The following is a 22,953-nucleotide window of genomic DNA, read 5'->3' on the forward strand; positions in this document are numbered from 1 at the left end:
ATCAGGCTCCCACCGTCGCCGCTTCGGCCGGCGCGGTGTCTTCCAGTTGTTCGATCAGGCAGGTTTCGATCTGCCGCGCCAGCGCGGCGATGGTCGGGGCGCGGAACAGCGTGCCGGGGTGCGGGGCGACGCCGTACATCTGACGCACCCGCGTCAGCAGCTGGATCGCCAGCAGCGAATCGCCGCCCAGCTCGAACAGGTTGTCGTCGCGTCCCAGGCCGGCGATGCCCAGGCAGTCGCTCCACAGCGCGGCGAGGTCGGCTTCCAGGCCGTCGGCCGGCGCGGCGTAGGGCGTGGCCAGCGGCGGACGCGGATGGCCGGCGCGCGCCGGGGCCGGCGCGGCGGCCAGGCGTTCGGCCAGATCCAGCGACGGCTGGCCCGCCAGCAACGGCGCCAGCGGCGCGGTCGAGACCACCGCCTGGGCGCTGTCCAGGCCGGACAGCAGCGCGTCGAGCAAGGGGCCGGCGTCGCCGGCGGCGATGCCGACGCCGTCGGGCAATTGCTGGCCGGCGGCCATGCCCAGGCCGCGCCACACGTCCCAATCCACCGCCAGCACCGGCCGCGCCGGAGTGGTGGCCTCGGCCGCCAGCGCGTCGAGGAAGGCGTTGGCGGCGCAGTAGTCGAACTGGCCGAAGCCGCCGGTCAGCGCGCTCAGCGACGAGCACAGCAGCACGAAATCCACGCCGGACGTAGCCACGCCGGGCGCGGTTTCGGCGTCGAGCGCGGCCAGCAGTGCGCGCGCGGCCAGCTTGGGCGCCAGCACCGCCTGCGCGGCGGCGGGGTCGCGCCGGGCGACGATGCCGCCGCCCGCCACGCCAGCGGCATGGATCACGCCATGCAACGCGCCGAAATGGCGGCGGGTGGCGTCGAGCACGGCGGGCCACGCGGCGGGGTCGGTGAGGTCCGCCGCCAGCGGCAGCACTTCGGCGCCGGCGGCCTCCAGATCGAGGATGGCTTGCAGCCGTGCCGCCAGCGCGTCGCCGACGGCGATGCATTGCGGCCAGTCGGCGCGCGGCGGCAGCGGCTGGCGGCCGAGCAGCGCCAGCCGGGCGCCCCAGGCGCCGGCCAGGTGGCGCGCCAATGCCAGGCCGACGCCGCCCAGGCCGCCGCTGATCAGGTACACGCCGCCCTGGCGCAGCCGGGGCGCGGCCGATGCCGGCCACGGCGCGGCTTCGAAATCCTTGTGCCAGCAATGGCGGCCGCGCAGCGCCAGCGGCGACGGCGCGTCGCCGCGCGCCAGCTCGGCATCCAGCAGGTCGAGCCAGCCGGCTTCGAGTCCGGCCTGCGGCACGGCCACGTCGATCACCCGGCACGCCAGCGCGGGATATTCCTGGCCCAGCACCTTGCAGCCGCCGCACAGCGCGGCCTTTTCGGCGCACAGCCGCTCGCCGCCGTCCACGTCCTCGACGCCGTCGGCGATCACGACGAGCTGCGCGCCGCGCGCGGCGTGGCCGGTGGCGTCCAGCGCCTGGGCCAGCGCCAGCAGGCTGTCGAAGCCGCGCGCCAGCACCAGCCCGGGCGATGTCAGCGCGCCGCAGTCGAGGTTCCACAGGTGGACGATGCGGTCGAACGGCCCGGCCTCGTCGAGCAGGCGGGCGAAGTCGTCGCGCTCGCCGGGGCGCAGCCAATGGCGTTCGCCGTCGCGCCGGCAATCGGCCCCGGGCGAGGCCAGCGTCACCCGCCGCCCGGCCGCGCGCCAGCGGGCGGCCAGCGCGTCGGCGACGCCGAGGTCGTCGGCCAGCAGCAACACGCTGCCCGGCACCGGCGCCGTGGCGGTCGCCGTGGCGCCCAGTCGCCGCCACAGCGGCCGGTACAACCAGCCGGCGATGCCGGCCGGACGCGCGGCCTGGGCTGGCGCGGCGGCCGCTGCCACCCAGTACGACGCGTGCTCGAACGGATAGCCCGGCAGCGGCACGCGCCGGCTGCCGCTGGCGTGGCGCGCCAGCGCGTCCAGCTCCAGCCCGGCCACCCACAGTTGCGCCAGCGCGCGCAGCGGCTGGCGGCCGTTGTGCGCGGCGCGCTCGGGATGGCACTGGCTGGCGACGGCCGGGCGGCCGGCCAGCGCGGGATGGCGCCGCGCCAGCGCGCTCAGCGTGTCGCCGGGGCCCACTTCCAGCGGCAGGCGGTCGGCGCGTTCCAGCACGGTGGCCAGGCCGTCGGCGAAGCGCACGGTGCCGCGCAGGTGGCGCAGCCAGTAATCGGGGTCGCACGCCGTCGCGGCGTCGAGCCAGCCGCCGCTGACGTTGGAAACCAGCGGGATGCGCGGCGGATGCAGCGTCACGCCGGCCAGCACCGCGCGGAACGGTTCGAACATCGGCTCGACCAGTGCCGAGTGGAAAGCGTGCGACACGCGCAGTCGGCGCAACGCCACGCCGCGCGCGGCGAAGGTGCGCTCGGCGGCGTCGATGGCGTCGGCCGGGCCGGCCAGCACGCACAGGTCGGGCGCGTTGACGGCGGCCAGGTCGCAGCCGGCGGGCATGGCGGCCAGCAGTTCGCGCTCGGGCAGGCCCACCGCCAGCATGGCGCCGGGCGGGCAGTCCTGGAGCAACCGGCCGCGCGCGGCGACCAGCGCCAGCGCGTCGTCCAGCGAGAACACGCCGGCGACGCAGGCGGCCACGTATTCGCCGATGCTGTGCCCCAGCAGCGCGTCGGGGCGCGCGCCCCAGCTCAGCCACAGTTGCGCCAGCGCGTATTCCTGCACGAACAGCGCCGGCTGGGTCAGCGCGGTGCGGGCGAGGCGGGCCGCGGCGTCGGCCTCGTCGCCGGGCGCGGGATGGAACAGCGTGCGCAGGTCCAGCCCGAGCAACGGTTGCAGCCGTTCGCAGCAGGCGTCGACGGTGTCGCGGAACACCGGCTCGGCACGGTACAGCGCCCGGCCCATGCCGGGATGCTGGGCGCCCTGCCCCGGGAACAGCAGCGCCAGTCCGGGCCGGGCCGACAATGCGCTGCCTTCGAAGCGCTCGCCCGCCCCCTCGCCGCCCCCCTCGCCGGCGAGTGCGGCGACGGCGGCGGTGCGGTCGTCGGCCAGCACCGCCAGACGCCGGGCGAAGCGCTTGCGGCCGACGCGCAGGGTGTGGGCGGCGTCGGTCAGCGCCGGGGAATCCGGCTGCGCCAGGGCGGTGGCCAGCCGGGCGGCGGCGGCGGCGCGCGCGGCCTCGCTGCGCGCCGACACCAGCAGCAACTGGGTGCGTTCGGGCGGCGGCGACGGCGCCTGCTCCGGCGCTTCCTCCAGCACGGCGTGCACGTTGGTGCCGCCCATGCCGAAGGCGCTGAGCCCGGCGCGGCGCGGGGTGGCGCCGGCGGGCCACGGCCGGGCGACGGTGTTGACCTGGAACGGGCTGTTGGCGAAGTCGATGCGCGGGTTGGGCTGCTCGAAGTTGAGGCTGGGCGGCAGGGTGCGGTGCGCCAGCGCCAGCGTGGTCTTGATCAGGCCGGCGACGCCGGCGGCGGCGTCCAGGTGGCCGATGGCGGTCTTGAGCGAGCCGATGGCGCAGTAGCCCAGGCGCGGGGTGGTGCGGCGGAACGCCTGGGTCAGCGCGGCGATCTCGATCGGGTCGCCCAGCGCGGTGCCGGTGCCGTGCGCCTCGACGTAGCCGATGGAATCGGCTGTCACTTCGGCGATCGCCTGCGCGGCGAGGATCACTTCGGCCTGGCCGTTCACGCTGGGCGCGGTGTAGCCCACCTTGTCGGCGCCGTCGTTGTTCAGCGCGCTGCCCTTGATCACGGCGTGCACGGTGTCGCCGTCGGCCAGGGCGTCGGCCAGACGCTTGAGCACCACCACGCCGCTGCCGCTGCCGATGGCGGTGCCGGCGGCGCGGGCGTCGAAGGCGCGGCAATGGCCGTCGGGCGAGAGGATGGCGCCCTGCTGGTAGCGATAGCCGCCGCCCTGGTGCAGGTTGAGCCACACGCCGCCGGCCAGCGCGACGTCGGCCTCGTAGTGGAGCAGGCCGCGGCACGCCAGGTGCACCGCCACCAGCGAGGTGGAGCACGCGGTCTGCACCGATACCGCCGGGCCGCGCAGGTCGAGCTTGTAGGCGACGCGGGTGGCCAGCGAATCCTTGTCGTTGCCGTTGAGCGCGCCGAGGAAGGTGGCGATGTCGCGGCTGGCGTCGGCCGCCAGCGCGGGCAGCAGGTGGCGCGTCAGGTAGAGGTTGGCGCCGCTGCCGGCGTAGACGCTGACGGTGCCGGCGGCCGTCGGGTCGCCGTAGCCGGCGTGCTCCAGCGCGTGCCACGCGGTCTCCAGGAACACCCGCTGCTGCGGGTCGAGCTGTTCGGCGTCGCGCGGGGTATAGCCGAAGAAGCCGGCGTCGAAGTGCGCCATGCCGTCGAACACGATGCCGGCCTTGACGTAGGCCGGGTCGGCCAGCAGCTCGTCGGGCACGCCGTGCCGGCGCAGCGCGTCGTCGTCGAAGTGGCGCACCGCTTCGACGCCGTCGCGCAGGTTGCGCCAGAAGGCGTCCAGGTCGTCGGCGCCGGGAAAGCGCCCGGCCATGCCGACGATGGCGATCTCCATGCCGTTGGCGGCGTCGAGCGGGGCGTCGCTGTGGCGTGCGTTCATGTGGGGGTCCTTTCCAGGTTGGGGCGGCGTTGCAGGGCGGCGCGCTGGCGGCGGGCGCGCTGGTCCGCCTGGTCGAGCGCGCCGGCCGGCTGCGCGGCGCCGTGTTCGAGGAAGCCGGCCAGCGCGGCGATGCTGGGGTACTGGAACAGCTCGACCACGCTGGGCGCGCGGCCCAGGGTGTCGGCGATGCGGCGCTGCGCGCTCAGCAGCAGCAGCGAATGGCCGCCCAGCTCGAAGAAGCTGGCGTGCCGGCCGACCCGCGCCACGCCCAGCAGCTCGGACCAGATCGCCGCCAGCGCCTGCTCGGTGTCGCCCTGCGGCGCCGCGTATTCGCCACTGGCCGTCACTTCGGCCGCCGGCAGCGCCTTGCGGTCGACCTTGCCGTTGGGGTTGAGCGGCAGCGTGTCGAGCACCACCAGCGCGCTGGGCACCATGTAGTCGGGCAGTTGCGTGGCCAGGGCGGCGCGCAAGGCGGTCGGGTCGAGCACAGCGCGTAGCGCGGTTTGATCGAACGGTTGATCGGCATGCGGCGATATATAGCCCACCAGCCGTACCCCGGCCGCCCCGCTGCCGGCGGGGCCCGGCTGGGCCACCACCACCGCTTCGCGCACGCCGGGCTGCGCCAGTAGTTGCGCCTCCACCTCGCCCAATTCGATGCGCAAGCCGCGGATCTTGATCTGGTGGTCGATGCGGCCCAGGTATTCCAGCTGGCCGTCGCCGTTCCAGCGCACCAGGTCGCCGGTGCGGTACAGCCGCCCGCCTCCTCGGTGGTCGGCCCCCCCATCGAACGGGTCGGCGACGAAGCGTTCGGCGGTCAGGCCCGGCCGGCCGAGGTAGCCGCGCCCCAGGCCCAGGCCGCCCAGGTACAGTTCGCCGGGCACGCCGGGCGGCACCGGGTTGAGGTCGGCGTCGAGCACGCGGGTGATGGTGTCGCTGATGGGTCTGCCGATCGGCACGTTGCTGCCGCCATCGGCGCGGCAGGTCCAGTGGGTGACATGGATGGTGGTCTCGGTCGGGCCGTAGAGGTTTTGCAGGCTGATGCCGGGCAGCCGTTGCAGGGCCTCGCGCTGGGTGCCGGGCGGCATGGCCTCGCCGCCGCAGATCACGTAGCGCAGGCGGGTGCGGCCTTCGATGCCGCGATGGGCGAGGAAGGCCTGCAACATGGCGGGCACGAAGTTGAGCGTGGTGACCTGGTGGCGCTCGATCAGGCGCACGATGCGCTCGGGGTCGCGCTGGTCGCCCGGTTGCGCCACCACCAGCCGCACGCCGGTGGTCAGCGGCCAGAACAGCTCCCACACCGAGACGTCGAAGCCGAACGGCGCCTTGTGCAGCACCGTGTCGCCCGGCCCGAGGGCGTAGGCGTCCTGCATCCAGCGCATGCAGCTGGTGAGCGAGCGGTGGCGGTTGGCGGCGCCCTTGGGGCGGCCGGTGGAGCCGGAGGTATAGATCACGTAGGCGAGCTGTTCGCCGTGCACCGGCACGCCGGGATCGTCGTCGCGCGCGGCGGACAGGTCGAGCGTATCCAGCGTCAGCACCGGCACGCCGGCCGGCGCACTCAGCAGATTCAGCAGGCGTTGCTGGGTCAGCAGCAGCGAGATGCCGCTGTCGGCGGCCATCCAGGCGAGCCGCTCGGCGGGGTAGTCCGGGTCGAGCGGCACGTAGGCGGCGCCGGCCTTGAGGATGGCCAGCAGGCCGACCACCAGTTCCACCGAACGCTCCAGCGCCACGCCGACGCGCGCCTCGGGGCGCAGGCCCAGGCCGATCAGGTGGTGCGCCAGCCGGTTGGCGCGGCGCTCCAGTTCGCCGTAGCTGAGCTGGACATCGCCGAACAGCAGCGCCACGGCGTCGGGCTGGCGCCGGGCGTGCCAGGAAAACATCCGGTGCACCGGCTGGTTGTCGGGATAACGCAGCGCGTTGTCGCCCCACTCGCGCAGCTGTTGCCGCTCGTCGTCGTCGAGCAGCGCCACGTCGCCGACGGCGGTCCGCGGCGCGTCGGCCAGCGCGGCGAGCAGGCGCAGGTAGTGGCGGCCCAGGCGGGCGATGGTGGCGGGCTCGAACAGTTCGGCGGCATGGATCAGTTCCAGCGCCAGCGCGCCGTCGGCCGCTTCGCGCGCTTCCAGCGTCAGTTCGAACTGGGCGTGCTGCGCCGGCGGGACTTCGCGCCGCACCGTCAGGCCGGGCAGCCGCGCCAGCGCGCCCAGGTCTTCGCTGATGTGGTTGAACATCACCTGGAACAACGGGGTGTGGCTGAGGCTGCGCTCGGGCTGCAAGGCGGACACCAGTTGCTCGAACGGCAGGTCCTGGTGCGCCTGGGCGCCCAGCGCGGTGTGGCGTACCTGCGCCAGCAGCTCGGCCAGCGGCAGGCGGCCGTGCACCTCGGCGCGCAGCACCTGGGTGTTGACGAAGAAGCCGATCAGCCCGGCCAGCCCCGGATGGTGGCGGTTGGCGACCGGCACGCCGACGCGCAGGTCGCGCTGGCCGGTATGGCGATGCAGCAGCGCCTGCCACGCGGTCAGCAGCACCATGAACAGCGTGGCGCCCTCGGCCTGGGCGGTGCGGCGCAGCGCGGCCAGCAGCGGCGCCGGCACGGCGATGCCGTGGCGCGCGGCGCGGTAGCCGGCCTGCGGGCGACGCGGGTGGTCGGTGGCGAGCGCCAGCACCGGCTGCTCGTCGCCCGGCCGGTCGCAGAGCTGGCCGCGCCACCAGTCCAGTTGCCGGGCGGCGACGCCGGACGCCAGCCAGTCGCGCTGCCAGGCGGCGAAGTCGGCGTACTGCACCGCCAGCGGCGCGAACGGCGCCAGCGCGACGCCCCCGGCATGGGCCTGGTGCGCCAGGTAGCGTTCTGCGAGTTGGTCGAGCATCACCTGCATCGACACGCCATCGGCGGCGATGTGGTGCACGGTGACGGCGAGCAGGTGCTCGGCGGTGTCCAGGCGGATGAGCGCGGCGCGCAGCAGTGGGCCGCGCGTCAAGTCGAACGGCTGGTCGTGCTGCGCCTGGATGGCGGCGTCGGCGCGCGCACGGCGCTGGCCGGCCGGGGTGTCGGCGAGGTCGATCAACGCCAGTGCCAGCGGCTCGGGCGGCTGCACGTATTGGGCGACGCCGCCGTCGGCGTCCTGGCGGAACACGCTGCGCAGCGCTTCGTGGCGGGCGATCAGGTCGTCGAACGCGGCCTGCAACGGCGCGGCGTCCAGCGCGCCGCTCAGCCGCAGCACGCCGCTGAGGTGGTAGGCGGTGCCCTGGCGGTCGAGCTGCCACAGGAACCACTGGCGTTCCTGCGCAGGCGACAGCGGCAGCGGGCCGTGGCGGCGCGCGGCCGGCAGCGCGGCGATGGCGGGCGGCGCGGCGTGGTCGCCGGCGGTGCGCAGCCGTTGCAGCGCCTGCGCCAGCGGCGCCAGCCGCGGTTGTTCGAACAGCAGCGACAGCGGCAGCGCCACGCGCCAGCGCTCGGCCACCAGCGCGGCCAGTTGCACCGCGGCCAGCGAGTTGCCGCCCTGGGTGAAGAAGTGGGCGTCGGGGCCGAGTGGCGCATCCGCCGGCAGGCGCAGCGCCTGGCGCCACAGCCCGGCCAGGTCGGCGGTGAATGGATCGAGCGCGGCGCGAGCGGTGGGATCGAGCGCGGCGCGAGCCGCGGGATCGAGCGCGGCGTGGGCGGTGGCGTCGAGCGCGGCGCGGGCGGGATCGGGCGCGCCGGCCGGGACGGCGTCGGCGTCGGTTTCGCTTTGCACCAGCGCGCCGAATTCGTGGATGGCCCAGGCATCGAGGCTGCGTTCCTGCCAGCCCTGGCGGCAGGCGCTGCGTTGCAGCTTGCCGCTGGAGGTCTTGGGCAGCGCGCCGGGGTTGAGCAGCACCACCACCGACAGCGGTTCGCCGCACAGTTCGCTGACCACGGCGCTGAGCACCTGCACCAGCGACTGCGGGGCGATCAGCTTCTGCATGCCGCGCGACAGTTCGGCGGCGACGCCGATGCCCTCGCCATCCGGCCCGCTGACGGCGAACGCGGCGACGCGGCCCTTGCGCACGGCCTCGACCTCGCTCTCGATGGCGCGCTCGATGTCCTGCGGATACAGGTTGTGCCCGCGCACGATGATCAGGTCCTTGCGCCGCCCGGTGATGTAGAGCTGGCCGTGGTGGACGAAGCCCAGGTCGCCGGTGCGCAGCCAGCGCCGGCCGTCGCGCTCGACGAAGGTGTCGCGGGTGGCGTCGGGCCGCCCCCAGTAGCCGCTGGCGATGCTGGGGCCGGCGGCCCAGACCTCGCCGACGTGGCCGGCGCCGACGGGCGCCAGGGTGGCCGGGTCGACGATGTCGATGGCGTGCTCGCTCGGGGCGTGGCCGCAGCCGACCAGCAGCGGCGCGTCGGCGGCGGCCTCGACACGGCCCTGCGCCAGCGCGTCGCTGGCGAAACCGTGGGCGACGATGCCGGCCCCGCGCACGCCGCCGCTGACGAACAGCGTGGCCTCGGCCAGGCCGTAGCACGGGTAGAGCGCGTCGGCGGCGAAGCCCACCGGGGCGAAGCGCTCGGCGAAGCCGGCGAGGGTGTCGTGGCGCACCGGCTCGGCGCCGGAGAACGCCACCCGCCAGCTCGACAGGTCGAGCGCTTCGAGCTGGGCGTCGTTCAGCCGCTCCAGGCACAGCCGGTAGGCGAAGTCGGGGCCGCCGCTGAGGGTGCCGCGATGGCGCGAGATCGCCTCCAGCCAGCGCGCCGGGCGCTCCAGGAAGAAGCGCGGCGTCATCAGCACCAGCTTGATGCCGCGATGGATCGGCTGGAGCATGCCGCCGATCAGGCCCATGTCGTGGAACAACGGCAGCCACGAGACGAAGACGTCGTCGTCGCCGACGCCCAGCCCCTGTTCGATGGCGCGCTCGTTGGCCATCAGGTTGCCGTGGCTGACCATCACGCCCTTGGGCGCGGAGGTGGAGCCGGAGGTGTATTGCAGGAAGGCGATGTCCTCGTCGCGCGGGGCGTGCTCGATCCAGTCGTCGGCGCGGTGCTCGCCGGGCTGGTCGACGGCGAGCACCGATACCTGCGGCAGGCGGTGGGCCGCGGCCTCGACCAGCGGACGCATGGTCTCGACGGTGAGGATGCAGCAGGCGCGCGCGTCGGCGGCGATGCCCAGCAGGCGGGCCACGTGCTGCGGGCGCGACGATTCGGGCGGGAACACCGGCACCGCCACCATGCCGGCGTACAGGCAGGCGAAGAAGGCGACGACGTAGTGGTCGTCGTTGTCGAGCAGCAGCAGCGCGCGCTCGCCGGGGCCGAAGCGGCGTTGCAGCGTGGCGGCCAGCGCGCGCACCCGCGCGTCCAGCGTGGCGTAGTCGATGGCGCGGTCCACGGGCCGGCCGTCGTGCTCGTCCACCACCACCAGGGCGGTGTCGGCGGGGCGCGCGCGCGCCAGTTGGCGCAGGTGTCCGACGAAATGGGCGGGATGGCGGCGCGGGGCCGGTTGGGCGTTCATCTGGGGTTCTCGCATGGCGTGGGTTCGGGAGCGGATCAGGCGCGGTGGAGGTTGCCGTGCGGCTCGGCCATGGCGACCACCACCTTGCGCGGCCCCTGGAACGGGGCGCGGGCGTGCGCGGCCAGCATGTTGTCGAGCATCAGCACGTCGCCCTCTTCCCAGCGGAACGACACGGTCTCCTCGTCGAGCACGCGCCGCACTTCGGCGAACACCTCGTCGGGGATGGCCGAGCCGTCGGCGAAATAGGTGTTGCGCGGCAGGTTGTCCAGGCCGAGCAGTTCCTCCAGCGATTCGCGCACTTCGGCTTGCAGGTTGGAGACGTGAAACAGGTGCGCCTGGTTGAACCAGACCGTTTCGCCGGTGACGGGATGGGTCTCGATGGCCTGGCACAGCTGGGTGGTGCGCAGCGCGTCGTCCTCGCCCCAGGCCCAGCGGATGCCGGCGCGGCGGCAATAGGCTTCGACCTCGGCGCGATCGCCGGTGTTGAACACCTGCTGCCACGGCACGTCGAAATCGCCGTAGTTGCGCACGTAGAGCACGCCGGGCTCGAAGCGGCGGCGGATCGCCTCGGGCATGCGGCGATGGATGGCGCGGCTGTCGGCGATCGGCGTTTCGCCGCCCTGGGGCGCGGCGGTGACGCAGTGGAACCAGATCTTCATCGGCCACTCGCGGGTGTACGCCTGTTCGTTGTGCAGCGGGATGTGCTGGTGCGCCGGGTATTCGGTGGAGGTGTAGACGCCGCCGCCGACCGCCGAGCGCGGGGTGGAGCCGAATTCGTAGCTGAGCAGCGGGTGGCCGAAATCGGCGGCGAACTGGCGGAAATGCTCGACCGTGGGCACGGCGAAGCCGCGCAGCAGCACGCCGCCGACGCGGCGCACTTCGCGCTCGATCCGGCCGCGCAGCCGGGGCAATGCGGTCTGGAGCGGCTCGCCGGCGAAGTCGGGCTCGATCAGGACCGGCAGTTCCGACGCGGCCGGGCCTCGCCGCGTGAAGCGGATCGATAAATCGTTCATCTGGGTTCCTCGGTTGGGTCCGGGTTGATGCGCGAGCCGGCCGCCGTCACGCCGGGGCGACGGGCCGGCCGCGACAGGCGCGGGGCCGGGCGGCGGTGGAGGCTGGGCGCGTCATCCAGGTCGGCTCGTCGCGGCGGCGCGCGGCGCGGGCCGGTCGTGGCGCGGTGTGGCGGCCAGCGGCCCCAGCGCGCGCACCACGGCGGCGATCACCGCGTCCTCGTGCTGGCGGATGAAGAAGTGGCCGCCGTCGAACCAGTCCAGCGCGAACGAGCCGGTGGTCTCGCCGCCCCAGGCCTCGACGCTGGCGGCGCCGATGTCGTCCTGGCGGCCGGCGAAGGCGTGGATCGGCAGCGGCAGCAGCGCGGTCTGGCGATAGCTGAAGCTGGCGCAGACGCGGTAGTCGGCGGCCAGGGTGTCCAGCGTGAGCCGCCGCAATTCCGGGTGCGCCAGCACCGCCTCGGGCGTGCCGCCGTGGCGGCGCAGATCGGCCAGCAACGCGGCGTCGTCGAGATCGGCGTAGCGGGCGCTGTCGCGGCGCGACGGCGCGGGGCTGCCCGACACCAGCAACGCCAGCGGCATGGCGCGGCGCGCGGCGTGCAGCCGGCGCGCGATGCCGTGCGCCAGCAAGGCGCCCATGCTGTGGCCGAACAGCACGTAAGGGCCGCGCGGCTGGATCTCCTGGCACAGCAGGGTGACCAGCCGGTCGAAGTCCTCGACGCGGGGTTCGTCCATACGCGCACCGCGCCCCGGCAGTTCCAGCGGCCGCAGCCGCAGCCAGTCGGGCAAGGCGCGGGGCCAGCGGGCGTACAGGGTGGCGCTGGCGCCCGCGCACGGCAGGGCCAGCAGGTCGATCGGCCGCGACATCAGCGCGCGGCGTCGGCCTGCTGCGCCATCCAGTCGCGCAGCGAGCGCGGGCGCATGTCGGTCCAGGTGCGCTCGATGTAGTCCAGCACCTGCTGCTTGTCGCCGCGCACGCCGTCGACGGCGCGCCAGCCGCCGGGAACGGCCTTCCAGTGCGGCCAGATCGAATACTGTTCCTCGTGGTTGACCAGGACGATGAAGGTCTCGTCGTCGCGGTCGAAACAACTGGTGGTCATGGCAATCCTCGTGCGTGGTGACGGCATTCCACCGGCGGGTTGCGGTGGGCTTGCCTCAGATGACGAGGTAGGGGGGGATTTGTTTAGCGCGGCGAACGGAGACCCCAAACCTTGAACCACGGAGGGCACGGGGAATACGGAGGAGCACGGAGGGATTCGGGGCGGCGGCCGGAGCGCGTGGGATGGCGCTCGGGCCGGGTGGCTCACCAGTAATCTTTGCCCGAACGACCCCGGTGTTTTCGTCGGCCATCGTCTGCAACTCGCGGAAAATCGCGTGGCAGGCCCGGACCTCGTCCAGACCAAACCGCGCCGCGCAGAATGCCTTGAATTGGGCCATTTCCGTTTCGGTCAACAGCTTGAGGGGTTTTCCGTCGCACTCCCCGCATTGCACGGGGTTTTTGAATGACACTTGAAAGCCCGGGCCTTGCTTACACCTTATGCGAAGTATCTGTCGCCGCATGTTAGGTCGGTGGACTTCACCACGGACAACCGAGACGGCGGTGCTTGCGCAAGCGCAAGCAGCCGCCGGAAAAGCCTGTTCCGGCAGACCTTTGTCGTGCAAGGCGGCAAATCCGGCATCGTCGTCGCGCGATCCGTTCCGGGGCCAAAGGCCGGGGCGGGGGCGACAAAAAACCCGCCGGGGCGGCGGGTTCGGGTGGGGACTGCGGTCAGCGCTCGTCGTCGCTTGGACAGCCCGGCGCGTCGAGTTCGTTGGCTGGCGGCACCAGGCCGGTCAGCCGCCACAGGCGGGCCGCGTCGTCGTAGCTGCGGCGGTGCTGCGGATCGGCGTGCAGCCAGTTGGCGAACTCGGCTTGCGCGGCGTCGTCCAGCGTGCCTTCGTGCTGGCGCGTCACCCAGCCCCACGCGACTTCCCAGATCGGGTCGTGCTGCATTTTGTTGTTCTCCCTTCGATTCCTGGCGACTGTGGCACCGGCCGGCCAAGGATACACACAAGGCACGATCGCTCGGAAGCGCGGAAATCGCCCGGCGCGAGGCGTGCCGCGGGCCGCACGCGCGGCGACGGAACGCGGCATGGCGACCGGCGCGGCGGCGTCAGTCGTCGTGCAGCAGGTGGCGGCAGCCGGCCAGGGCGTTGGCGACGTCGCGCAGCATGAAGTTGACCAGGGTGGCAGAGCAGCCGAGCTGCCTGGCGATGTCGCGCTGGGTCAAGCCGGCCAGCCGGTACAGCTCGAAGGCGAGCCGGGTGCGTGGCGGCAGGGTGGCGAGCACGCGGTCGATGGCGTCGAGCACGCGGCGCTCGTCGATGCCCTGGTCGGGGGTGGTGCCGCCGGCCACCTGCGGCAGTTCGCCGTCGTCGGTGTAGACGCGGTAGGTGGCCTCGACCGCCTGGTGCCGCAGGTGGTCCAGCGCCAGGTTGCGCACCACCTGGCAGCAATAGCCCAGCGGGTTGCGCACCTCGCGGGCGCAGGCGCCCTCCACCAGCTTGAGGTACGCCTCGTGCACGATCTCTTCCGCCGTCTCGACGGTGCCGACCACCTTGCGGGCCAGGCCCAGCAACTGGGCGCGATGCGCCAGGAACACCGCTTCGAGCGTGGGCTGCGGCAACTCAACCAACATCGGGAAACCTCCAAGCAAAGTCCAGCGCGCCCACTGCGTTCCGGGTTGTTGAGAACGATTATCATATCAAAGATTGAAAGCGGTCCATCGCGTATGCAGCTTTCTTTGCTCAGCGAAATGTCAGCTTTGGGCGCCCCGCGCGATGGCATGCCGCGCTGCACCACGCACGGAGCCGGCCCGCTGACCCGCTCTCGCCGGTGATAACCGCCGACTGTCGGCGCCTAACGTCAACGGTTGGCGGTTGGCCGGCGCGGCACCGCGCCCGCCCCGCGTGGGCCGTCCCCGGATCACGGCATTTTCTTTCCTGTCGCTTACTCGAAAAAGACTCAAAACGAACGAGAAAGATTCTCAATTAATTTGTTACAATTGCGAAAAATTCGCATTTGCATGACGCCATCAGAGCGTCGCCTCAGAGATCACGTTCAGGGAGCATCACACGATGGCCTACATCCGTAGCCGCAAGCACGGCGCGTCCACGCCCGCCCTCAAGTCGACCACCGCCGCCACGCTGCTGGCGCTGGCCGTTCCCACCGCCGCCCTCGCCGCCGAGGCCACGCTGCCCACGGTGACGGTCACCGCGCCGACCGGGCAGCCGGAATACAAGGCCGAGCGCGTGGCGTCGCCCAAGTTCACCGAGCCGCTGCTGGACACGCCGCAGACCGTGTCGGTGATCACCGAGCAACTGGTCAAGGAACAGGGCGCCACCACGCTGACCGAGGCGCTGCGCAACAGCCCCGGCGTGAGCACCTTCTTCCTGGGCGAGAACGGCAACACCACCACCGGCGACGCCATCTACATGCGCGGCTTCGACAGTTCCAGCAGCATCTACGTCGATGGCGTGCGCGACCTGGGCTCGATCTCGCGCGATACCTTCAACGTCAGCCAGATCGAAGTGACCAAGGGCCCGGCCGGCACCGACTACGGCCGCAGCGCGCCCACCGGGGCCATCAACCTGGTGACCAAGCGCGCGTCGCTGGAAGACGCCGGCAACGCGTCGCTGGTGGCCGGCGACGACTACCTGCGCGCCACCGCCGATCTCAACCGCGCCATCACCGCCATCGAGGGCGCCGCGCTGCGCGTGAACGTGATGGGCCAGAAGGATGGCGTGGTCGGCCGCGACATGGTGGAGAACAACCGCTGGGGCGTGGCGGGCTCGCTGGCCTACGGGCTGGGCAGCCCCACCCGCGCCTTCCTCGACGTGATGCACGTCGAGCAGAACAACGTGCCGGACGGCGGCGTGCCGACCATCGGTCTGCCCGGCTACAGCAGCCCCGATCCCAAGCGCCCGTTCATCGGCGGCGCCGGCCGCGTCGATCCCGAGAACTTCTACGGCACCACGCACGACTACGACGACGTGCGCGCCGACATGGTCACCTTCACCATCGAGCACGATCTGTCACCCACCGCCACGCTGCGCAACACCACGCGCTGGGGCAAGACGCGCCAGGACTACATGCTGACCGCGTTCATGGGCTCGGCCGCCAACCTGCTCACGCCCAACCCGCTCGATCCGTCCACCTGGACCCTGGCGCGCAGCACGCCGACGTTCAAGAACCAGACCAACGAGATCCTCACCAACCAGACCAACGTCACCGCCACGGTGCAGACCGGCGCGCTGGTGCACGACCTGAGCGGCGGCGTGGAATTCACCCGCGAGAAGCAGACCAACCTGAGCACGGTGCGCACCGGCAACTGGCCGGCGGCCAACCTGTACGACCCCGATCCGAACGTGTCGGGCATGACCTGGGAACTGAACGGCGGCCACGCCGACGGCGAAACCCGCACCGCGGCGGTCTACCTGTTCGACACCATCAAGCTGAACGAGCAGTGGCAGGTGAACGGCGGCATGCGCCTGGAACGCTACAAGACCTCGTACACCAACGTGGCCGCGTGCGGCGGCACCGGCAACAGCGCCATTCCGTGCCAGGGCAACCCGACCGGCACCCTGGTGACCGCCACCGACCTGGACGACGCCGACAACCTGTTCAACTGGAAGCTGGGCGTGGTGTACAAGCCGGCGGCCAACGGCAGCATCTACGTCAACTACGCCACTTCGCAGCAACCCCCGGGCGGCAACAACTTCACGCTGAGCAGCAACGCCAACAACGCCGGCAATCCCGACTACAAGCCGCAGGAGGCGCGCACCGCCGAGATCGGCACCAAGTGGGATCTGCTGGACCGGCAGCTGTCGCTGACCGCCGCCATCTACCGCACCGAGGTGCGCAACGAGGTGGAACAGGACCCGGTCGACTTGCAGTACTACCAGACCGGCAAGAAGCGCGTGCAGGGCATCGAGCTGGGCGCGGTGGGCCAGATCACCAAGAATTGGGGTGTCAGCGCCGGCTTCACCATCATGGACACCAAGGTGCTGAGCGGCGCCAACGTCGGCAACGACGACAGCCACGACCTGAACTACACGCCGAAGAACGCCTTCACCGCCTGGACCAGCTACAACCTGGGCCACGGCTTCACCGTGGGCGGCGGCGGCCGTTACGTCGGCCAGTTGCAGCGCGGCAAGGACGGCGCGGTGGGCACGCCGAAGTACGTCGAGTCGTACTGGATGTTCGACGGCATGGCGTCGTATGCGGTCAGCAAGAACTTCGACGTGCAACTGAACGTGTACAACCTGTTCGACGAGGACTACGTGGCCGCGATCAACAAGAGCGGTTATCGTTACACGCCGGGCACGCCGCGCTCGGCACGCCTGACGGCCAGCTTTATTTTTTAAGCGCCGAAACCACTCGGCAACCAGGGGTGGGGATGACCTGGAATCAAGCCCCCGGCAAAGCCGGGGGCACATCGACAACGGTATGCCAGCCACGGCGCTCTCTTGGTCGATTTCACTCCCCCCGCCCTCGCCACCGCGAGCCTCGGAGGTGCGTTTTGCCACAGTGCGAATCGGGCCGTATCGGGCCCCCGGCCAAGCCGGGTGCTCATTGGCATTGGTATGCCAGAAACGGCTCGCGCCTGCTCGATTCCACTCCCCCCGCCCTCGCCGCCGCGAGGGAGCCTCGCTTTGCTCGGGTGCTCACACGATCTTTCGTTGGCTCCCACCGCCGCCCCGTTGACGCGTGGCGGCGTTGTCATTGGTCATCCGGAAAACACATCCCATGCTGCTGCACATCCCCGAAGTCCTCGCCCCCGACCAATGGCGCGCGCTGCGCGCCGAGCTGGATGCCGCCGACTGGGTGGACGGCCGGCGCACGGTCGGCCCGCAAGGCGCCGTGGTGAAGCAGAACCGGCAACTGGCGGAAAACTCGCCGCTGGCACAGCGCTGGGGCCAGGTGATCGTCGAGGCGCTGGCGCGGCATCCGCTGTACTTCCCCGCCGCGCTGCCGCTGCGCACGGTGCCGCCGCTGTTCAACCGCTACGAGGGCGGCGAGCACTACGGTTTCCATGTGGACGGCTCGGTGCGCGCCCAGCCGGGCGGCGGCATGCTGCGCACCGACCTGTCGTGCACGCTGTTCCTGGCCGAGCCCGACGAGTACGACGGCGGCGAACTGCTGATCGACGACACCTACGGCCAGCACGAGGTGAAGCTGCCGGCGGGCGATCTGGTGCTGTATCCGTCGTCCAGCCTGCATTGCGTGGCGCCGGTGACGCGCGGCGCCCGGGTGGCGTCGTTCTTCTGGGTGCAGAGCATGGTGCGCGACGACAGCCGCCGCGCCACGCTGTTCGAGCTGGATCGCACCATCCAGCAATTGCGCACCCGCCTCGGCGACAGCGAGGAAGTGGTGGCGCTGACCAGCCACTATCACAACCTGCTGCGGCAATGGGCGGAGGTCTGAGGCGCTAAGCCGGCGAGGCGCCGTCCTGGAGCTTGCGCATGCGTTGCGCCAGCCGGTGCAGCTCGTTGCTGGCCTCGCAGGCGCGCAAGGCGTTGGTGCCGATCTGCTCGGACAACTGCGCGGCCTTTTCGATCTCCCGCGCCATCTCGCCGCTGGCTGTGTCGTGCTCGTGGATCGCCGTCGCCAGCCGGTTCACCTGATCGGCCACGGTCTGGCCCTGGTGGCGGATGCGCCGCCGCATGTCCTCGTCGATGGACGCGTCGGCCGCGCGGTACAGCGCGTCGGCGGTATGGCCGACTTCGCGCCGGATCTGCTCGGCCGAACCGGCGATCTCGCCGGCGGTGGCCAGGGTGCGCCCGGCCAGCCGGCGCAGGCGCTCGGCCGAGCCGGCGAAACCGCGGCTGGCTTCGCCGGCATGCGCGGCGGCGATGGCCGCGCTGCGCGATACCGCGTTGGTCTGCGCCACCAGTTCCTGGGTGGCGCCGGCCATTTCGCTGTCCATCCGGCCGGCCTCCGCCGCGACGCGCTCCGCCACGGCCTCGCCGGGCGCGGGCAGCGGTACCGGCGACGATGGGCCCTCCAGCGGCGCCGCCGCCGCGGTGTCGTGCCGAGGCGGTTGCCACAGGTTGTCCTGGAGGATGTCGAGCAGCGAATTGAACGCCCGGCTGGTCTCGGCCACTTCGTCGCGCCCGGCTGCGGGCAGGCGGTGCGAGAACTCGTAATGGTGCGCCACGTGCACCACGAAATCGCGCAGGCGGTGCAGCGGGCCGGTCACCGAGCGGGTCACCAGTTCGCTGCTCGCCAGCATCGCCAGCGCGGTGGCGACGCACAGCCCGCTCAGCACCGAGAGCAGCGCCGCGAAGCTGTGGTGGATGGAACGGTCGGCCTGGGTGGTCAGCTGGCCGTAGTAGTTGGACATGGTCTCCAGCTGGTCGAGCACCTTGCGCGCCTGCGGCGCGGTGATACGGCTGACCATGTCCAGCGCGTCCTGGCGGCGATGCTCGCTGCTGGCCTGGAATGCCTGGCGGGCCAGCAGGTGGTAGGCCGCCATCTCGCGGCGCGCCACCGCGGCGTAGCGGCGATCCTGCTCGTCGAACAGCAGCCGGTCGTAGTCGTCCATCAGCCGCACCAGCCGGGCCTGTTCGCGCTCGAACTGGGCCTGGATCTCCGCCATCCTGGTGTCGTCCTGCTCCAGCAGGTGGACCAGCAAGGTGCGGCGGCTGTCGGAGAAATCCGCGCTCAACTGGTTGAGGATGGCCAGGGTGGGGATCACGTTGCTGGTCAGGTCCTGCACCGGCGCCCTCGCCTTCTGGATGTAGCACCACGCCACCAGCGTGGTCAGGATCAGCACGATCACACTGAGCAAGCCCAGCAGCCGCATTCGCATGCCGATTTTCATTGGGGTTCCCGGGGATTTGGAAGGCGCGCACCGGATGGTGCGCCGCGCGAAACGATTCGATCCTAAGAAAGAACGTTGCGTCTGCGCGGAACCTCGTGGCATATCAGTCCTTTTGGAGGGGCATTCCCGCCCCCGCGCCCCCACGATGCCCGACTCCCCACCCCTGCTTTGCGTCTTCGCCGGCCTGCCCGGCGTCGGCAAAACGACGCTGGCGCGCCAGCTGGCCGGCCGCATCAGCGCGTGCTACCTGCGTATCGATACCATCGAACAGGCGCTGCGCGACCTGGCCGGCCTGTCGGTGCAAGGCGAGGGTTATGCGCTGGCGCAGCGTGTCGCCGCCGACAATCTGGCGGCCGGCGTCGATGTGGTCGCCGATTGCTGCAATCCGTGGCCGCTGACCCGGCGTCATTGGCGCAAGGTGTCGCTCGACACAGCCGCCCGGCACCTGGATATCGAGATCGTCTGTTCCGACCCGGACGAGCACCGGCGGCGGGTGGAAGCGCGGATCGGCGACATCCCCGGCCTGATCCTGCCCGACTGGCAGGCGGTGCAGGCGCGCGACTATCAAGCGTGGGATGGCGGGCGGATCGTCATCGACACCGCCCACCGCACCGTCGCCGAGTGCCTGGACGAACTGCTCGGTCGTCTGCGGGACGCCTGACCCGCGCGGCGGCGCTCAACCCGCCGTGACCAGCGCGACAAAGCGGTCGCGCGCCGGCTCGTCGCGGCCAGGGTGCCACGCCATGCCCACCTGCCAGCCGCACTCCCCGCCCGGCAACGGCAGCAGGCGCACGTCGGGCGGGGCGATGCGGGCGGCGCTGCGCGGCACGATGGCCACGCCGGTGCCGGCCGCCACCAAGGCCAGCACGGTCTGGATGTCGCTGGTCTGCTGCGCCGCCTCGGCGTGCAGGCCGTGCCCCGCGAACCATTGCGCCACCTGCCCCGCCAGGCCCGGGCCGCGCTGCGGCAGCAACGCGATCAGCGGCGCAGCCGCCACGGCGGCCGGCGTGGTGCAGGCCAGTGCGGGGTCGGCGGTGGCCAGGGCCAGCTGGTCGGTCAGCAGCGCGCGGCAGGCCAGCGGCGGCGCCACCGGCAACCGCACGAAGCCCAGTTGCAAGGTGCCCGCCAGCAGTCGGGCCACCTGCTCGGCGGACGACATGTCCTCCAGGCTGACCTCCACCTGCGGGTACTGGCGACGGAATGCCGCCACCCAGCGCGGCGCCAGTTCGATCGACGACAGGCCGAAGCCGATCGCCAGTCGCCCGGCCTCGCCACGCGCCGCCTGCCGCGCGCGGCTGGTGAGCGCCTCGCTCCGGCGCAGCAGGTCGCCGCCTTCGTCGCGCAGGTAACGCCCCAGGCCGGTGAGCGCGGTGCCGTGGCGCCCGCGCACGAACAGCGGGCCGCCCAGGTCGGATTCCAGTTGGCGGATCTGCTTGGTCAGCGCCGGCTGGGTCAGGCACAACCGTTGCGCGGCTTCGCCGTAGTGCAGGCAGTCGGCCAGGACCAGGAACGAGCGCAGGAGCTTGATGTTCATTCCGCCAAGTTATCACCAAGCGGAAAATCCATCATTATCCAGCGCGCCTGGAACGCGGTTTAATCGTCGCATCGCTCACCGAGGAACCCGCCATGACCGCATCGTCGATCCGCGCCGCCACCGTCCAGTTCGAAGCCCGCCCCGGCGACAAGGACTACAACCTGGGGCGCATCCGCCACTTCGTCGCCGAGGCCGCCGCCCAGGGCGTGCAGATGCTGGCGTTCCCGGAAATGTGCGTCACCGGCTACTGGTTCGTGCGCAATCTGGACCGCGCCGGACTGGAGGCGCTGGCCGAGCCGGTGCCGGACGGCCCGTCGGTGACGGCGCTGCGGGCGCTGGCGGGGCAACACGGCATGCTGATCGGCGCCGGCCTGATCGAGCGCGGCGACGACGGTCGGCTGCACAACACCTACGCGGTGTGCATGCCCGACGGCCAGGTGCACGCGCACCGCAAGCTGCATGCGTTCGAGCACGAGCACATCCACAGCGGCGACGGCTACACCGTGTTCGACACGCCGTGGGGCGTGCGCGCCGGGGTGCTGATCTGCTGGGACAACAACCTGATCGAGAACGCGCGCGCCACCGCGCTGCTGGGCGCGTCGGTGCTGCTGGCGCCGCACCAGACCGGCGGCACGAACTCGCGCAGCCCGCACGCGATGAAGCCGATCCCGCTCGAACGGTGGCAACGACGCGCCGAGGACCCGGCCGCCATCGAGGCGGAATTCCGTGGCCCCAACGGGCGCGAATGGCTGCTGCGCTGGCTGCCGTCGCGCGCCCACGACAACGGGATGTTCCTGCTGTTCAGCAACGGCGTCGGCCAGGACGACGACGAGGTGCGCACCGGCAACGCCATGCTGCTGGACCCGTACGGTCGCATCCTGGCCGAGACCTGGGCCGCCGCCGACGCGCTGGTGGTGGCCGACCTGGATCTGACGCTGCTACCGCTGTGTTCCGGGCGCCGCTGGATGCAGGGTCGCCGCCCCGAGCTGTACGGCATCCTGACCGAGCGGCGCGGCGACGAGCGCAACGCCCGCGAGGCGCGCTTTTCCGAGGCGCCGGTCAGGCGTTGAGGCGGGGCCTCGTCAATGCACAGCGCTCAGCGTTGCCAGAGCATGTACAAGGCCAGCTCGGCCGTGACGCCAGTGGCGACGCGGCGCGCGGTCACCACATAGCTGGGCAGTTCCATGCCGCCAGGGGAGCTGACGCGCAACCGGGCGGCCAGACCATCCTTGGCCGTGTAGCCCGCGAACGAAGCCACCAACTGCCCGATCTCGCAGGTATCGTCCTGCCACACGGCCAGATCGGCGACAGCCTGCTCATTGGCCCGGACTCCCATCGATTCCCACTGGTAGTACAAGCCCTCGTACGTCTCGGGCGGAATCGGACAGATCACCTGCGCGTGTTTTCCGCCGGCCGGACGACGGATCTGCTCCAGCGGAGTCACCGCCTTGTTCAATGCCGCCAGCCGCGCATCGTCCAGCAGATATGCCTCCCGCCCGTTGTCGGGGACCTGGCGGCGGGGGACGGAAAAACGGTAACGGTAGTCGATGGTCAACCGGGGCACCTTGGCCAGCAGTTGCAATGGACGTAACAGGTATATCTGGTCCACGCCATACAGGCTGTCGCGATACGCCGCATAAACCCGGCCTTGCAGCCGTATCCAGGTCCCCTGCTGGCGCCCGTCCTCGCTTCCCATCATGTAGAGCTGAGGGAATGCGGTGTTGCCGACCGGATCCCACGCCGTGAACGAGCGCAGAAAGCGCTGATTACTCTGCGTCCAGGTGGAAACGAAACGCCAGCCGATATCGAGACTGTAGTGATCGACCACCAGATCGCGGTCGCCATCGCCATCCAGATCCATGAGGCTGTAGGCGTAATCTCCCCCTTCCCAGCCATCCACCCAGTCTTCCCGCAGTAGCTCCCACTCGGCCGGTGTCACGCCTTCGGGGCGCTCGGTCGGGAACAGCAGCTTGTCGTCCGCGCCCGCCTCGGACGCCTCAGCGCTCGGCTGGTTGCGAAAAGTCGTGACCTCCTGCGCAGGCAGCGCGAACGACTTGAGGGCCGTTTCCAGCGGAAACTCCGCGTCGCGCTCCATTTCTGCGACCACCGCATCGCGCAACTGGTGCATCGCGGCCTCGTCCACCTGGTCCGGCTGATAGGCCTGCACCTGCCACACCTGCGCCGCCACTTCGGCCAACCGCTCCTCGAGGCGGTCGCGCAGGCAGTCTGCCGCGGTGCCACAAGCATCGCGCTGCGCCAGCCAGCGCTGCTGATCCCGCCGCAATGCCGTGCCATCCACCTTCGGCTCGCGCTGCAATTGCCGATAGCGACCGGCAATGCGCTCGTCCAGCTTGCGCAGTTCGGGCCGGGCGCAGATCGCCGCCTCCACCGGGGTACGCGCTGCACTGCGCGCCCCCGTGCGCGCGGTGTCGCAACCGATCCCGGCGCCATCGCCGCTCCCCGCCCACACCAGTCCACCGACCAACCATAGGCCGATGCCGGCCACTGTCCGTTTCATTTGTTCCCGTTT

The 22,953-nt window shown here is 71.6% G+C and carries 14 protein-coding genes; 4 read left to right on the forward strand and 10 right to left on the reverse strand.

Features of this window, described 5'->3' with window-relative positions; translation table 11 throughout:
* Position 1 precedes the first annotated feature (1 nt).
* The 7 genes from C556_RS0113750 to C556_RS0113785 form a co-directional block, all read right to left on the reverse strand.
* Positions 2–4,558: a type I polyketide synthase gene (locus C556_RS0113750; RefSeq protein WP_018748831.1), complete on the reverse strand. Its 4,557-nt coding sequence runs from the start codon at positions 4,556–4,558 to the stop codon at positions 2–4.
* Positions 4,555–10,014 (reverse strand): non-ribosomal peptide synthetase, encoded by a 5,460-nt coding sequence (locus tag C556_RS0113755; RefSeq protein ID WP_018748832.1) that lies wholly within the window; start codon positions 10,012–10,014, stop codon positions 4,555–4,557. Before C556_RS0113755 ends, C556_RS0113750 begins: the two co-directional genes overlap by 4 nt.
* 35 nt (positions 10,015–10,049) lie before the next feature.
* On the reverse strand, positions 10,050–11,027 hold the full coding sequence (locus C556_RS0113760) for a TauD/TfdA family dioxygenase (protein WP_018748833.1): 978 nt from the start codon (positions 11,025–11,027) through the stop codon (positions 10,050–10,052).
* A gap of 111 nt (positions 11,028–11,138) precedes the next feature.
* Complete coding sequence (locus C556_RS0113765; RefSeq protein ID WP_018748834.1) at positions 11,139–11,891, reverse strand: thioesterase II family protein; 753 nt, start codon at positions 11,889–11,891, stop codon at positions 11,139–11,141.
* Entirely contained in the window at positions 11,891–12,124 is a 234-nt protein-coding gene (locus C556_RS0113770) for an MbtH family protein (protein ID WP_018748835.1), read from the reverse strand. Before C556_RS0113770 ends, C556_RS0113765 begins: the two co-directional genes overlap by 1 nt.
* 668 nt (positions 12,125–12,792) lie before the next feature.
* On the reverse strand, positions 12,793–13,017 hold the full coding sequence (locus C556_RS0113780) for a FecR/PupR family sigma factor regulator (protein WP_018748837.1): 225 nt from the start codon (positions 13,015–13,017) through the stop codon (positions 12,793–12,795).
* Between the two features lie 160 nt (positions 13,018–13,177).
* A complete protein-coding gene (locus C556_RS0113785; protein WP_018748838.1) occupies positions 13,178–13,702 on the reverse strand; it encodes a sigma-70 family RNA polymerase sigma factor in 525 nt (174 codons plus the stop codon).
* Positions 13,703–14,141: 439 nt separating this feature from the next.
* Here C556_RS0113785 and C556_RS0113790 point away from each other — a divergent pair, with 439 nt between their 5' ends.
* Entirely contained in the window at positions 14,142–16,430 is a 2,289-nt protein-coding gene (locus C556_RS0113790) for a catecholate siderophore receptor Fiu (RefSeq protein ID WP_018748839.1), read from the forward strand.
* Between the two features lie 382 nt (positions 16,431–16,812).
* On the forward strand, positions 16,813–17,490 hold the full coding sequence (locus C556_RS0113795; RefSeq protein ID WP_018748840.1) for a Fe2+-dependent dioxygenase: 678 nt from the start codon (positions 16,813–16,815) through the stop codon (positions 17,488–17,490).
* Positions 17,491–17,494: 4 nt separating this feature from the next.
* On the opposite strand, the gene C556_RS0113800 is transcribed toward C556_RS0113795, so the two are convergent.
* On the reverse strand, positions 17,495–18,877 hold the full coding sequence (locus C556_RS0113800) for a methyl-accepting chemotaxis protein (protein ID WP_211214733.1): 1,383 nt from the start codon (positions 18,875–18,877) through the stop codon (positions 17,495–17,497).
* Between the two features lie 157 nt (positions 18,878–19,034).
* Between C556_RS0113800 and C556_RS0113805 the strand changes: the two genes are divergently transcribed.
* Positions 19,035–19,550, forward strand: coding sequence for a P-loop nucleotide/nucleoside kinase family protein (locus C556_RS0113805; protein ID WP_018748842.1), 516 nt, complete (start codon positions 19,035–19,037; stop codon positions 19,548–19,550).
* 15 nt (positions 19,551–19,565) lie between these two features.
* On the opposite strand, the gene C556_RS0113810 is transcribed toward C556_RS0113805, so the two are convergent.
* Positions 19,566–20,423 (reverse strand): LysR family transcriptional regulator, encoded by an 858-nt coding sequence (locus C556_RS0113810; protein ID WP_018748843.1) that lies wholly within the window; start codon positions 20,421–20,423, stop codon positions 19,566–19,568.
* 92 nt (positions 20,424–20,515) lie between these two features.
* On the opposite strand from C556_RS0113810, the gene C556_RS0113815 reads away from it, so the two are divergent.
* Complete coding sequence (locus C556_RS0113815; protein WP_018748844.1) at positions 20,516–21,493, forward strand: nitrilase family protein; 978 nt, start codon at positions 20,516–20,518, stop codon at positions 21,491–21,493.
* Positions 21,494–21,519: 26 nt separating this feature from the next.
* On the opposite strand, the gene C556_RS20465 is transcribed toward C556_RS0113815, so the two are convergent.
* On the reverse strand, positions 21,520–22,941 hold the full coding sequence (locus C556_RS20465; protein WP_083930600.1) for a lysozyme inhibitor LprI family protein: 1,422 nt from the start codon (positions 22,939–22,941) through the stop codon (positions 21,520–21,522).
* Positions 22,942–22,953 lie beyond the last annotated feature (12 nt).

The organism is Chitiniphilus shinanonensis DSM 23277, from assembly GCF_000374805.1.
Taxonomy (GTDB): domain Bacteria; phylum Pseudomonadota; class Gammaproteobacteria; order Burkholderiales; family Chitinibacteraceae; genus Chitiniphilus; species Chitiniphilus shinanonensis.